The following is a 13,903-nucleotide window of genomic DNA, read 5'->3' as shown; positions in this document are numbered from 1 at the left end:
CTCTCCTCCTTCACCAGGAGGTGAGAGATTTACCGGTCACAAAAATCCAAACTGTGAGTCAAAATTTGCGAACGTCCGCACTTCACTTTGCGATCATCTGCGAGAAACTTAAGCGAAAATCCTTTCAACAGTTAAAAAATGCACCGAACAGGATTTTATCCCGTTTATGGCTTATACTTTGCACGTTCTACCCGACCAGGCCTTCTGACTCAGGCCGGATTGTACGGAAGGCGGTAAAATACCATCATTACGGATTGATTTAAACACGTTCTCATGACACAGCCCAGATTTTTATGCATCCTCACAACGATTCTCGGATTCGTTCTTCTCTCATCCTGCGGTGAAGAACGCCAGCGGCCTGTTTTTGAATATACATTCACCAATCCGGCGGATGTGGGCTCACGATACCCCAACTTTTACACGGATGATTCCGGTACGATCTATATGAGCTGGATCATGGGAATAGAAGAGGATATTTATGCACTTCAGTATTCACGAATGGTTGGAGGACGTTGGACAGAACCTGAAACGGTGGAGGTTGGTACAGAATTTTTTGTCAACTGGGCCGACTTTCCCTCAGTTGTAGGGCACGAAGGGGTTGCAACAGCGGCCCACTGGCTCAGAAAGATTGAGGGAGGGCCCTATGCGTATAATGTGGAGGTGGCCTTACGCGATGAAAACGGAGACCGATGGAGCGAAACTGTAACACCTCATAATGACGGTACCCCTACCGAACATGGATTTGTTAGCATGGAACCGCTGGGCAACGGGAATACGCTGGTGATTTGGCTCGACGGCCGGGAGACGGCCGGGCGCGCCCACGATGAGTACAGCGACTTCAGCAAGGCGATGACTCTGCGTTCGGCTGAAATTACGCCGGCGGGCGAGGTGATTCGTCCGAGACTGATCGACGACTCGGTGTGTGACTGCTGCCAGACTGACCTTGTAAAAAGCGATAGTGAGGTTTATGCTGTGTACAGAAACCGGACTGAAGACGAAATTCGTGATATCTATCTTGCAACATACAATATTGAAACCGGTGAGTGGAGCACACCCGATGCGGTTGCAAATGACGGCTGGCAGATCAGTGCCTGCCCGGTGAACGGACCCCGGATTGTTGCCGACCAGGATCGGCTGGCTGTGGCATGGTATACCGGCGCAGATGATTCCACCCGGGTACAGCTCGCGATATCATCAGATAGGGGGGAATCGTTCAGCGAACCGCAGGTTATTGCGGGCGGCAACACCCTTGGAAGGTCCGATCTGCTTCTGACGGAAGAGGGCAGCATCTATGTGAGCTGGATGGCCAACGTGAACGGTTTGGGAGAAGTTACCATGAGAAAGGTATCACCAGATGGTACGGCCGCAATGCCGTTCCGGGTGGGATTGACCGGAGCCTCGCGCAACAGCGGATTTCCGAGGCTTGCGGATGCCGGGGAGTTTATTCTTGTTGCATGGACCCAGACGGATCCCAACCTAAAGGTCAGAACGGCCAGGGTTCCTTACAGCCAGTGAAGAAACTATTTTCGAAATAGCAGAGTAGTCAATTTACTGGGTGAGAGTCATTTATAAGTATCCCCTACTTCGCAAGGAGGGGAGTGTTCTTCTCAAGTCGTTATAATTAAACACTGTACACAAAATCAGCGCGACTCTGCGGAAAACTCTGCGAACATCTGCGAGAAATAGTAGATTTAGATCTTGAATAGATGTTTAGATTTTTAAAAACACCCAGTTCATTTCATTCATAACCATCCAACTATGCTTTCAGACATGCGAATCACTCTTCTCGTTCTTTTCTCCACACTGCTGGTCGGCTGCGGATCCCTCTCCGCACAGACCGACAATGACGACTATCGTCAGCAAGCCATTGAAATCCTTGAAAGCGTCCCGCTATTTGACGGACACAACGATGCTCCGTGGCAGTACCGCAACCGGGTTGGCTACAAGTTTTCCGAACTCGACTTTTACGACACCACACAGTTTGAACGACCCATGCACACCGATATCCCGAGACTTCGAGATGGAAGGGTGGGTGCCCAATGGTGGTCGGTTTATGTGCCTGCCGGGATTCCGGAACCCACGGCTGTGAAGCAGACTATGGAGCAGATCGATTTCGTGCACCGAATGACGGAGCGCTACCCGGATGTGTTTGAGATGGCACTGACAGCCGATGATGTGGAGCGCATTTTTGAAGACGGAAAGATTGCATCCCTGATTGGCATGGAGGGAGGCCACTCCATTAACAACTCCCTCGCCACACTGCGCATGTTCTATGAACTGGGTGCGCGCTACATGACCATCACCCACAGCCGCACGCTCGACTGGGCCGATGCGGCCGGCGATGAGCCCCGGCACGGCGGACTCACGGAGTTCGGTGAGGAAGTAATTCGCGAGATGAACCGCCTTGGCATGATGGTGGACCTCTCGCACGTGACCCCGGAAACCATGAAGGATGCACTACGGGTTACGGAAGCCCCGGTGATGTTCTCACACTCCAATGCGCGTGCGGTATCGGGTCATCCTCGTAATGTACCGGACGATGTTATCATGATGCTTCCCGAAAAAGACGGCCTGGTGATGGTTACCTTTGTGGAGTCCTTCACTTCCGAGGAGCTGCGGCAGTACTACGCAGAGCGAAACGGATACCGTGCCAAAATGGAATCGCTGTGGGGCGGGCAGCCCGACAGGATCAGCGAGGCAATGGAGGCCTGGGAGGCTGAAAACGAAGCGCCCAAATCAACGCTTGAGCAGGTTGCCGATCATATCGACTATATCCGCGACCTGGTAGGCGTGGACTACATCGGCATCGGAGGCGACTACGACGGTGTCTCATCCCTGCCCCTGGGCCTTGAAGATGTCTCCACCTATCCCGATCTGTTTGCAGAACTGCTTAAGCGCGGCTACAGTGAGGAAGATCTGGAGAAGATTGCAGGGCTGAATATGCTGCGCGTTCTGCGTGGTGCAGAAGAAGTATCCGAGAGGCTGAGAGAAGAACGTGGACCGTCAGAAGTGCTGATAACGGATTTTGAGTGAGGTGGTGATTCACTCTTTTTGGATTTCTGAAATGGAAAAGGCCGGAGTGTTCCGGCCTTTTTTTATGCAAATGACAGTGACCCCGCCGGGACTCGAACCCAGATCTAGAGCTTAGGAGGCTCCTATTCTATCCGGTTGAACTACAGGGTCATTTTCACCGCAAAGGCGCTAAGAACGCGGAGAAAATTTGCCACAGAGGCACGGAATTAGTTGTATTCTTCAAATCACTATTTCCGTCACTGCAAACTTTTTTCCGTGCTTCCGTGGCTTACAAAACTCTGCGGCCTTCGCGTCTCTGCGGTGAATCTTTTAGAGCCGGAGACCCCGATCCCGAACTTTCGGGAGGGGCGACCTACCCTTTTCTTTGAGCCGGAGATCGGATTTGAACCGACGACCTATTCTTTACGAGAGAATTGCTCTACCCCTGAGCTACTCCGGCATGCAAAGACTTTTAAGATAAAGGCAATTTGGAAAAATTGGAAGCTATGAATAGAGGATTTCACCGCGGTGCCACCAGGAACGCTGAGAAAATTTGCCACAGAGACCCGGAGTTATTTGTAATTATCAATTCATCGATTTAAACATCCCTAACCTTTTCTGTGCTTCCGTGGCAAACAAAAAATCTCCGCGAACTTGGCGCTTCTGCGTTTAACAAAGAGTTAACCCCGATCCCGAAACTAGATATCAACCGGGGCCGCCTCCACACCTTCTTCCGGATTCTTGCCGAAGAATTTGAGGATCAGGTAGAGAATAACAACTCCTGCAATCAGCCCGAATACAGGATGGATGAAGTCAAAAGCGGCGGGGATTTCTCCCACAACCAGTGCGACACCAGCGATTACCAGCGCATAGGGCAGCTGGGTACGCACATGATCAATAAGGTCGCAGGCAGAGCTCATGGAGCTCAGTACCGTAGTGTCAGAGATCGGAGAACAGTGATCGCCAAAAACCGCACCTGCCATGACGGAACTAACGGCCCCCAGCAGAATACCGTAATTTTCACCGCCGGCAAATCCGATGCCCGCACCCATCGCTATGGAGAGCGGCACCACGACAGGAAAGAGGATGGCCATGGTGCCCCAGGATGTTCCGGTCGAAAACGCTGTAAGCGCTGCAATAAAAAATACCAGGCCGGGGAGCAGTGAAAGCGGCAGTGATTCCTGCAGCAGCGATGCCAGATAAGGCCCTGTGCCGATCAGTTGCGTAATACCGCCCAGCCCCCAGGCCAAGACCAGGATAACAATGGCCATCAGCATCGATTGCATACCGCCGACGAGGGATTCAATGGCCTGATTGATGGTAAGTATACGCTGAACAAGCAGCAGGCCGATCGCTACCACACATCCGGTAAAAGATGCCCACAGAAGTGCTGCAAACGGGTCAGCATTGCCAATTATGGCGGTTATACCACGTTCGCCGGGCGCGAGCGCTGAAGCACCCGTGGAGTACAGCCCATAGAGTGCAACCAGGATCACAAAACCTACCGGCAGAACCGCATTGTACCATCGCTTGGGTTTACCCGGAAGGGGCTGGAGCGCATCCAGACTCATATCGCTGGCCGGATTGGAATTAGGCCGCAAAACACCCCCGCCGGAGTAGGCCCTGCGTTCGGCTTCCAGCATTGGTCCAAACTCTCTATTCATCACTATGGTCATCAGTACAAAGATAAGGGCAAGGATAGGGTAGAATAGATAGGGAATGGAGTGCAGGAAAATGATAAATGCATTTTCTGCACCGGCCAGGAGCTGTTCAGAAAGCACCGGGTCGGTGGTTATTTCAGCAATGCCTGTCAATGAGTTTTGAATCTGAGTAATCTCAAAACCGATCCATGTGGTAATGACTGCACTCACCGCAAGGGGTGCTGCCGTGGAGTCAACGATATAGGCCAGTTTCTCGCGCGAAATATTCAGCCTGTCTGTTATCGGGCGAAGGGCATTGCCGCGAATCAGCGTGTTGGCATAGTCATCAAAAAAGATAAAGAGGGCCGATGCCCAGGAAAAAATCTGTCCTTTTTTACGGGTATCTGCGAATGACCCGATTTTGTCCACAATTCCCTGCGTGCCGCCCCCGCGTGTAATCACGCCAACCATACCTCCCAGAAACAAGCTGAAAACAACGATGGCAACATGATCTGCATTTACAAGTGCATCCGTCAGTACATCAATGGAACGGGCTGTTCCCTCGAAAGGGTCAAGGCCTACAAGCATCAGGGCACCTATCCATATTCCGGCAAAAAGCGAAACTACGACTTCTCTCGTGATCAGCGCCAGGCCGATGGCTACCAGCGGAGGGATCAGGCTGATCCAGGTACCGAATATACCGGACGATTCAGGTCCTTCCTGGGTGAATGCCTGCAGATCCAGCCAGCCAACGAGCAGCGTCGACAAAACCATAAATAGTGCAATGAGTCCGAATTTCTTCATTTGCAATCATGTGATAAGTGAAAAAAGGATGTAAGAAAATACAAGCATTGTAGAGAAATACAATTGGAAAATTGGCGAAGGACCCGGGAAGCATAAGGCATAAAAAAACCGGACGCATCCGGATCCTGAGATCCGGATGCGTCCGGTTAAAGAAGTATCCCGTCGGGGATTTATATCATGCAGGTGGGGTCAAACGTTTGGCCCTGCGTTGATTATTTCATCGCTGCTGTCCTCTTCATACTTTTTGAAATTATTAATGAAGAGATCTGCCAGTTTTTTCGCCTGCTTGTCATATTCATCCGGATTGTCCCACGTCTGTTTTGGAAGAAGGATATCAGACGGAACATTCGGACACGTGGTCGGGATTTCAAAACCGAATACTTCATCTGGTTTCGTTTGTACATTTTCAAGCTCACCATTGTGAATGGCCTCAACAATAGACCGGGTATTCTTGAGATTGATCCTGCTGCCTGTGCCATAGGCACCCCCGGTAATTCCCGTGTTAATAAGCCACGCACTGGTATTGTGCGCCCTCATTTTTTCGGCAAGCATTTCCGCATATTTAGAGGGTGGCCATACAAGGAATGCTGCGCCAAAACATGCAGAAAAGGTGGCCTGGGGTTCGGTGACGCCCACTTCCGTACCGGCTACTTTTGCGGTATATCCGCTGATAAAGTGATACATGGCCTGTTCCGGGGTCAGTTTGCTAACAGGAGGTAGTACTCCGAAAGCGTCATAGGTCAGAAAAATGATGTTTTTCGGGTGACCCGCAATACATGGAATCTTAGCGTTGGAGATATGCTCAATCGGGTAGGAGGCACGTGTGTTCTGGGTGATGCTGGTGTCATCATAGTCCACCTCCCTGGTTTTCTCATCGTAGATCACATTTTCCAGAACCGTGCCGAATTTGATGGCATCGTAAATTTCAGGTTCTTTCTCCTTGGAGAGATTGATGGTTTTGGCGTAGCATCCGCCCTCAATGTTGAAGACGCCGTTATCGCTCCAGCAGTGCTCGTCATCACCGATCAGTTTTCGGCTTGCATCGGCAGAGAGAGTGGTTTTACCTGTGCCTGACAAACCGAAAAAGAGTGCCACGTCAGAGGGGTCGTCGCCTTCGTTGGCTGAACAGTGCATGGAAAGTACATCTCTTTTCGGCATGAGATAGTGCATTACCGTAAAGATGCCCTTCTTCATCTCACCCGCATATTCCGTACCCAGAATGATCATTTCATTGGTGTCGAAATTGACGTCCACGCTGGCGTCGGATGTCATGCCTTCCGTAAACTGGTTGGCAGGAAATTTACCGGCATTGTAAACCACAAAATCGGGCTCTCCAAACTCAGCGAGCTCCTCTTCAGTGGGACGGATAAGCATGTTCTGCATGAATAAGCCGTGATACGGGCGCTCTGCGATTATTCTGACTTTAAGCCGGTATTTCGGGTCCCACCCTGCAAATCCATCCGTAACGTAGAGCCTTTCGCGTGTATTCAGGTAGTCTATACCGCGCTGAAGATTAATGCGAAAGGTATGCACATCAAGTGGAATGTTGATGTTTCCCCACCACACGTCATCGCTGATTCCATCGGTATTAACAACCCGTTTATCGGCCGGGCTTCGGCCCGTCCGTTTACCGGATCGGACAGCAAGAGCACCGTCACTTGTGATGGCGGAGCCGGGATCGAATTTGATGGCTTCCTCATAAAATCTGGATGGAGCAGGGTTTCTGATAATGTTTTTCACAGTAATACTGTGCTTTGAGAGATCAAGTTCAGTATTCGTCATAATCTGGTTGTTTTGTATTGAGATGGTAGTCAGTTTTAGCTTTTTAATTTATTCGTAAAAAAATTTTCATCGAGAATTTTGAATGGCCGTAGATCTTTCACTCAATATAATCATAAATCAGTACCTATCAGAGCTTTTCCACCCATTGAGGGGGTTCATTTTCAGAAAAATTTCACGGCGCGGAAATAGACATTTAACAGATCCCGTTGAGGATTTAGAAGAGGCAATTTTAATTTAGATTTAGTCTACATAGAGGTTGATATTCGTTCTGCATGCCCTTACTTTAGATTCCTTCTAAATAAAGAATCACAAACAAATATCCCTTTTCACTAAGATGTACAAGAAATCTATCCCACTATTTTTACTGGCTTTCATATTGGTATCATGTGTGAATGACAACAACACCGAAGTCGCTATAGACGAACCTGAGGTCTATGAATTTACAAGGAACGGCTCATCCACAGTCAGCTTCTCCGGACAAACCGCAAGAATCCTGATGGCTGAAGAGCTGATCAGCACCATGATGGACTTTGACGGCGCGACAGAAAGCCTGCTGCTCCAGATGTATCGCAATCGGGATGCGTCGGGTGGCAATGCAGATCCGTTCTCAAATCCGGAGCTGAACAGCGAAACCAAGAGCATCAAGGAGAAAGTTGCAGCATCGGAGGACTATTTCTCATCAAATGCCTCTGAAAGCGTTCAGATAAGGAATGAGTTTGAATCATGGATTTCAGGCCAGGTAAGCGAAGTGTTCCCGAACGAAAATACACTTGCCTCACCGGGTCAGGCCGGTCAGATTGCTGACGGCACATCCGTACGCTATGTTAATGCGCAGGGTCTGGAGTACAATCAGATGGTCACCAAATCACTGATCGGTGCGCTGATGACAGACCAGATGCTGAATAACTATCTGAGTTCGTCCGTACTGGATGCAGGTACCAACCGCGAAGACAATGACAATGAAGTGCTTGTTGACGGTACCAGCTATACAACAATGGAACATAAGTGGGATGAAGCCTATGGATATCTTTTCGGTGCAGCGTCGAATCAGGCCGATCCGCTGACTGAACTGGGAAGTGCAGACAGTTTTCTGGACAAATACCTTGGCCGTGTGGAAAATGACGATGATTTTGCAGGAATTGCAGAGGAAATTTTCAATGCGTTCAAAAGGGGTCGTGCAGCTATTGTGGCAGGCGCCTACGATGTACGCGACGAGCAGGCTGAAATTATACGTCAAAGAATATCGGAGATCATTGGTATCCGCGCAGTTTTTTATCTCGAGTCTGCCAAAACTATCCTGGAAGGAAACTCTCCCGACTATGGAGCCATTTTCCATGACCTTTCCGAAGCTTACGGATTTATTTACAGCCTGCAGTTCACGCGCGTTCCCGGTTCGGATGAACCCTATTTCACCGGCAGTGAAGTTCAGTCTTTCTTAGATCGAATGCTGGGTGATGGACCCAATGGTCTCTGGGACCTGACCCCTGAAACCCTGGATGCACTTTCAGATGATATCGCTGCACCGTTCAATTTTAGTATTGAAGAGGCTGCGGGATAATTTGTAATCCGAGAATTTGATTCTGCAAAATGGTTGCCTGGAGCGGGGACCATTTTGCATTTAAAATTTGTTGAACATCCGCTATGAAGAGATACTCAATTTTAACACTTCTTATATTTTCAACCGCTGTGCTTATGCACGGCTGTACGGATGATGGTCCCCTGGGACCCGACCCCGACGATTTTGATCGAAGTGCCATACTGACTAACTGGGCCGATAACCTGATTGTACCGGCCTACCAAAACTTTGTGGCCGATGCCGAAGCGCTGGAGTCGGCTGCAGCAGATTTTTCAGCCAATCCGGCTGCAGATGAATTGTTGGCGCTCCGGAATGCATTTGAAACCGCATATCTGAGTTTCCAGAAGGTTTCGATGTACGAAATAGGCCCTGCCATGCAGGTGGGAGCTCAGGGAATCAATCTGCGAAACTACCTGAACAGTTACCCGTCGGATACAGCGCAGATTGTAGAAAATGTATCCCTGAACGATATCAATCTGGATCTGCCGTCGCAGCTTGATGCCCAGGGATTTCCGGCACTCGACTATCTGCTGTATGGGGCCGCCGGAAGCGAAGCCGAAATTCTTGCCTTGTACTCGGAAGGTGCCGATGCTCCTTTGTACCGCAGCTATTTGCAGACGCTAAGTGCCCGTATAGCGGGCCTCGCTGGAAACGTTTTGAATGCATGGGAAACCGGCTACCGGGATGAGTTTACAGACAATAGCGGTAACGGGGCCAATGCGTCGATCGATATGATGGTGAACGACTACATATTTTACTATGAAAAATGGCTTCGGGCCGGGAAAGTGGGCATACCTGCTGGAGTCTTCTCGGGAACGCCGCTTCCAACACACGTTGAGGCACTGTATCACGGAAGCTTTTCAAGGCAGCTTGCACTTGAGGCACTCAGTGCCGTTCAGGATTTTTTCAACGGAAACCACGTTAACGGTACAGGAAGCGGTGAAAGCCTGAACTCTTACCTTGACTATCTTGACAGCAGGAGAGACGGTTCACAGCTGAGTGTGCTTATAAACAGTCAGTTTGAGAGTGCCAGAAGCGAACTTGAATCATTGCAGCAAAACTTTGCCGACCAGGTTGAGAACGACAATATCCGCATGCTCAACGCCTACGATGAACTGCAAAAAAATGTTGTTTTCATGAAGGTGGATATGCTGCAGGCGCTAAACATCAGTGTTGACTATGTGGACGCCGATGGTGATTAAATAGCTTATGTTTGTTCAATCTGCCCGAGACTACCTGAACCGGCACTCCCACGCGGCCCCGCTGGCTCTTTTCCGGATTGTGTTCGGGTTGCTAATGGCGGTCAGCGTGGTTCGGTTTGCTGCAAACGGGTGGATCTCAAAGCTCTATATTGAACCTGCTTTTTTCTTCTCCTACTACGGTTTTGAATGGGTAAAACCCATTGGAGACTGGACCTATCTGATCTTTCTGATCTGCGGTGTTTCGGCTCTTTTTGTGATGGCGGGGTTTAAGTACCGGCTGGCTATGGTCACCTTTTTCCTCAGCTTTACCTACATAGAGCTGATGGATAAAACGACCTATCTGAATCACTACTATTTTATAAGCATACTCAGCTTTTTGATGATCTTTCTTCCGGCTCACGCCTACTATTCATTGGATGCGCGCCGGAACCCCTCGCTCCGGTCAGAATTGGTTCCATCCTGGAGTATCGATTCCATCAAGCTGCTTCTGGGTATCGTTTGGTTCTACGCAGGCCTGGCCAAGCTCAATTCGGAGTGGCTGATTCATGCCATGCCTCTTGCGATCTGGCTGCCCGCCAAGTACTCAATTCCGCTATTGGGTGATTTGCTTCAAAAAGAATGGGTTCACTATCTGTTCAGCTGGGGAGGAGCCCTGTACGACCTCGCAATCCCATTCTTGCTGCTGATGAAGCGAACACGCTGGTTTGCATTTATACTGGTTATCATATTTCATCTTCTTACCAGGGTTCTCTTTCCTATCGGCATGTTTCCCTACATCATGATTGGAGCTGCACTGATTTTTTTCGATCCGGGGTTTCATCAGAAAATCCTTGAAGCCATTGCCCGACTGCTTCGGGTACCTGCGGAAATATTCAAAAACGGGAAAGCGTATCGATTTCAAAAGAGCATCTTCAGGAAAGCGTCGATCGGAATCATAGGCGTCTTTTTTTTGGTTCAGCTTCTGATGCCGTTCCGGTATCTGCTCTACCCGGGTGAACTGTTCTGGACGGAAGAGGGGTATCGTTTTTCCTGGCGTGTAATGCTCATGGAAAAAGCAGGCTACGCACAGTTTTGGGTTGTGGATCCTGAAACCGGCACGCGCATGGCTATAGACAACTCCCGTTTTTTGACCCCTTTTCAGGAAAAACAGATGGCAACACAGCCCGACTTTATTCTGGAGTATGCTCATTTTCTCGAAGATATTTACCGGGAAGGAGGAATATCAGATCCTGAAATATATGCAGAGAGTTATGTGGCTCTGAACGGTCGGCCAAGCCGGCCATATGTGGATCCGGAACGGGATCTTTCAGAAATAGAACCTTCATTTAAACACAGAGACTGGATTTTACCATTTAATGATGAGATTAAAGGCCTATAGTTTTCTTGTACTTTTTTTGGCCGTTTTACCCGGTATGGTGAATGCCCAAAATGCGATCACCGGCAAGGTTACAGACTCTGCGAGCGGAGAACCTCTATCGCAGGTGGATGTATATAATAACAGTGCTGGTATTGTGGTAAACACAGACAAGGAAGGGACATACAGAATGGGCAACCTTCAGGACGGGGTATATACGATCTATTTTTACCTGCTTGGCTATGAAGTGGTAACCAGAAATGTAGAGATCCGAGGCGAAAATCAGGAAATAAATATTGAAATGGAGGAACTGGCTCGCGAGCTGACCGAGGTAACAGTGATGGACCAGCGTGAAGACATGTTTTCCATCAGGCGGCTTCGGGAAGTTGAGGGAACATCCATTTTTGCGGGCAAGAAAAATGAAGTGATAGCGCTGAACCGGGTATTTGCAAATAAAGCAGCCAACAATGCAAGGCAAGTCTATGCGAAGGTGTCAGGATTGAACATTTTCGAATCCAACGATGCGGGGCTGCAACTCAATATCGGTGGTCGGGGACTGGACCCCAACAGGTCATCCAACTTTAACATCCGGCAGAACGGATATGATATCAGCGCGGATGTTTTGGGCTACCCGGAAAGCTACTATACACCACCGGCAGAAGCGGTGGAGGAGATCCAGGTGATTCGGGGAGCCGCATCGCTGCAGTATGGAACCCAGTTCGGAGGTCTGGTCAATTTCCAGATGAACAAGCCGGATCCGAACGAGGTGTTTGAACTTCGCACCCGGCAAACCGCAGGTTCAAACGGACTGCTGACCTCTTTTAACAGCGTGAGCGGAAATGCGGGGAAGGTCGGTTATTATGCATACTACAATTACAAGGAAGGCAATGGCTTTCGACCGAATTCGGGCTTTGATTCAGATAACCTCTATCTCTACCTGGATGCAGAACTATCTGAGAAAACCCGGTTAAGCCTGGATGCAACATATCTGACCTACCTGGCCCGGCAGCCGGGCGGGCTCACGGATGTACAGTTTATCAACAATCCATTCCAAAGCAACCGGGAGCGAAACTGGTTTGCAGTGGACTGGCGCCTTGCATCTCTTCAGCTGGATCACCGGTTTTCATTCAGAACACGTTTCAGTCTCGTAGCATACGGGCTTGATGCCTCCAGAAAGTCGGTCGGTTTCCGCACAAATCGCGTTTCTCAACAGGACGATCCGGACGCGCCCCGCGACCTCATTATTGGTGATTTCAGCAACTGGGGAACAGAGGCACGATTTCTACACCGGTATACAGTCGGTTCACGCAATGCCGTATTTTTGATCGGATCGAAGTTCTACAAGTCGGATAACCGTGCAGTGCAAGGTCCCGGCAGTGCATCCGCTGCCCCGGATTTTACACTTGCAAACGATACCTTCCCCGACTATCCCAATCAGTCCGATTTTGATTTCCCGAACCGGAACCTGGCACTGTTTGGAGAGCATATTCTTTACCTGAAAGACAACTTTTCAGTGACACCCGGCTTCCGCTACGAATATATTAAGACAGAGAGTACAGGAAGCTACAAGCGCGTCAATTTTGATCTTTCAGGAAATCCCATTCTGAACAGGACCTTTGAGGAGAATCGCGAATTCGACCGGCAATTCGTGCTTCTTGGAATCGGGCTCAGCTACCTGCCGGACCCAGGCATTGAGTTCTATGGAAACTTTTCACAGAACTATCGATCCGTCACGTTTAACGATATCCGCATTGTCAATCCGTCGTTCCAGGTGGATCCTGACATTACGGATGAGAGTGGATTTACGGGCGACATTGGGGTGAGAGGCAGGCTGGGAGAATGGCTTTCGTTTGAAGCGGGCGCTTTTGGTTTGATGTATGATGACCGTTTAGGTGAGGTTTTGAGGGCTGAAACACGCGTGGACGCCACCGGTGAAGAGGTTGAGACAGGCCGTGTGGTTCGCTTTCGCGGGAATATTGGAAGGGCGTTTATGGCCGGTGTTGAATCACTTGTGGAGTGGAATGTATTGGGCACATTTCGTCCAGGCATAACCCAGGCCCGGTTCAATCTCTATCTCAATACAGCAGTTACCCGGTCGGAATATCTGGACTCAGAAATTCCGGGCGTGGAAGGGAATCATGTTGAATTCGTACCCTCTTTGAACCTCAAGGCGGGTGCTTCCCTGGGGTACAGAAACTTTCTTGCGGGGCTGCAATACACGTACCTTTCAAGCCAGTTCACGGACGCTTCAAATGCCTCCCGGAATATCAACGACAACCAGAGCGGAATCAGGGGAGCCATTCCGGCCTATGGAGTGGCAGACGTGTCGGTAAGCTGGAGCGCCGGACGGTTCAGGATTGAAAGCGGCATCAATAACCTCTTTAACAATTTATACTTTACAAGACGTGCCACCGGCTACCCGGGTCCGGGCATCATTCCATCGCCTCCCAGAACCTGGTATACAACCCTGCAATTTCTTTTCGACACGTAGCTTCATCTCAGGTTATTTAAAAAATTTTTTGATTTCCCGCCG

At 49.6% G+C, this 13,903-nt stretch carries 8 protein-coding genes and 2 tRNA genes; 6 read left to right on the top strand and 4 right to left on the bottom strand.

From position 1 onward, the window contains the following. The first annotated feature begins 273 nt into the window (after nt 1–273). Together DDZ15_RS14715 and DDZ15_RS14710 are read left to right on the top strand one after the other, a co-directional pair. On the top strand, nt 274–1,515 hold the full coding sequence (locus DDZ15_RS14715) for a sialidase family protein (protein ID WP_109647876.1): 1,242 nt from the start codon (nt 274–276) through the stop codon (nt 1,513–1,515). A 243-nt stretch (nt 1,516–1,758) separates the two neighbouring features. Beyond that, nucleotides 1,759–3,033, top strand: a complete 1,275-nt coding sequence (locus DDZ15_RS14710; RefSeq protein ID WP_199222983.1) for a dipeptidase — start codon at nt 1,759–1,761, stop codon at nt 3,031–3,033. Between the two features lie 77 nt (nt 3,034–3,110). Here the strand turns inward: DDZ15_RS14710 and DDZ15_RS14705 are convergent. The 4 genes from DDZ15_RS14705 to pckA form a co-directional block, all read right to left on the bottom strand. Beyond that, nucleotides 3,111–3,183: transfer RNA gene (locus tag DDZ15_RS14705), tRNA-Arg, on the bottom strand. Nucleotides 3,184–3,400: 217 nt separating this feature from the next. Continuing rightward, nucleotides 3,401–3,472: transfer RNA gene (locus DDZ15_RS14700), tRNA-Thr, on the bottom strand. 238 nt (nt 3,473–3,710) lie between these two features. Next, a complete protein-coding gene (locus DDZ15_RS14695; protein WP_109647875.1) occupies nt 3,711–5,456 on the bottom strand; it encodes a Na+/H+ antiporter NhaC family protein in 1,746 nt (581 codons plus the stop codon). 189 nt (nt 5,457–5,645) lie between these two features. Continuing rightward, nucleotides 5,646–7,238 (bottom strand): phosphoenolpyruvate carboxykinase (ATP), encoded by a 1,593-nt coding sequence (pckA, locus tag DDZ15_RS14690; protein ID WP_109647874.1) that lies wholly within the window; start codon nt 7,236–7,238, stop codon nt 5,646–5,648. Between the two features lie 388 nt (nt 7,239–7,626). On the opposite strand from pckA, the gene DDZ15_RS14685 reads away from it, so the two are divergent. From DDZ15_RS14685 to DDZ15_RS14670, 4 genes are all read left to right on the top strand, one after another. Further along, nucleotides 7,627–8,796, top strand: a complete 1,170-nt coding sequence (locus tag DDZ15_RS14685; RefSeq protein ID WP_242979061.1) for a DUF4856 domain-containing protein — start codon at nt 7,627–7,629, stop codon at nt 8,794–8,796. An 83-nt stretch (nt 8,797–8,879) separates the two neighbouring features. Then, complete coding sequence (locus DDZ15_RS14680; RefSeq protein WP_109647872.1) at nt 8,880–10,016, top strand: imelysin family protein; 1,137 nt, start codon at nt 8,880–8,882, stop codon at nt 10,014–10,016. A 7-nt stretch (nt 10,017–10,023) separates the two neighbouring features. Continuing rightward, nucleotides 10,024–11,394, top strand: a complete 1,371-nt coding sequence (locus DDZ15_RS14675; protein WP_109647871.1) for an HTTM domain-containing protein — start codon at nt 10,024–10,026, stop codon at nt 11,392–11,394. Then, complete coding sequence (locus DDZ15_RS14670; RefSeq protein ID WP_109647870.1) at nt 11,372–13,861, top strand: TonB-dependent receptor; 2,490 nt, start codon at nt 11,372–11,374, stop codon at nt 13,859–13,861. Before DDZ15_RS14675 ends, DDZ15_RS14670 begins: the two co-directional genes overlap by 23 nt. Nucleotides 13,862–13,903: the final 42 nt, after the last annotated feature.

Origin of the sequence: Rhodohalobacter mucosus (assembly GCF_003150675.1) — a bacterium.
GTDB lineage: Bacteria > Bacteroidota > Rhodothermia > Balneolales > Balneolaceae > Rhodohalobacter > Rhodohalobacter mucosus.
The sequence above is the reverse complement of the archived record's forward strand: the minus strand, read 5'-3'. Positions and strand labels throughout refer to the sequence as shown.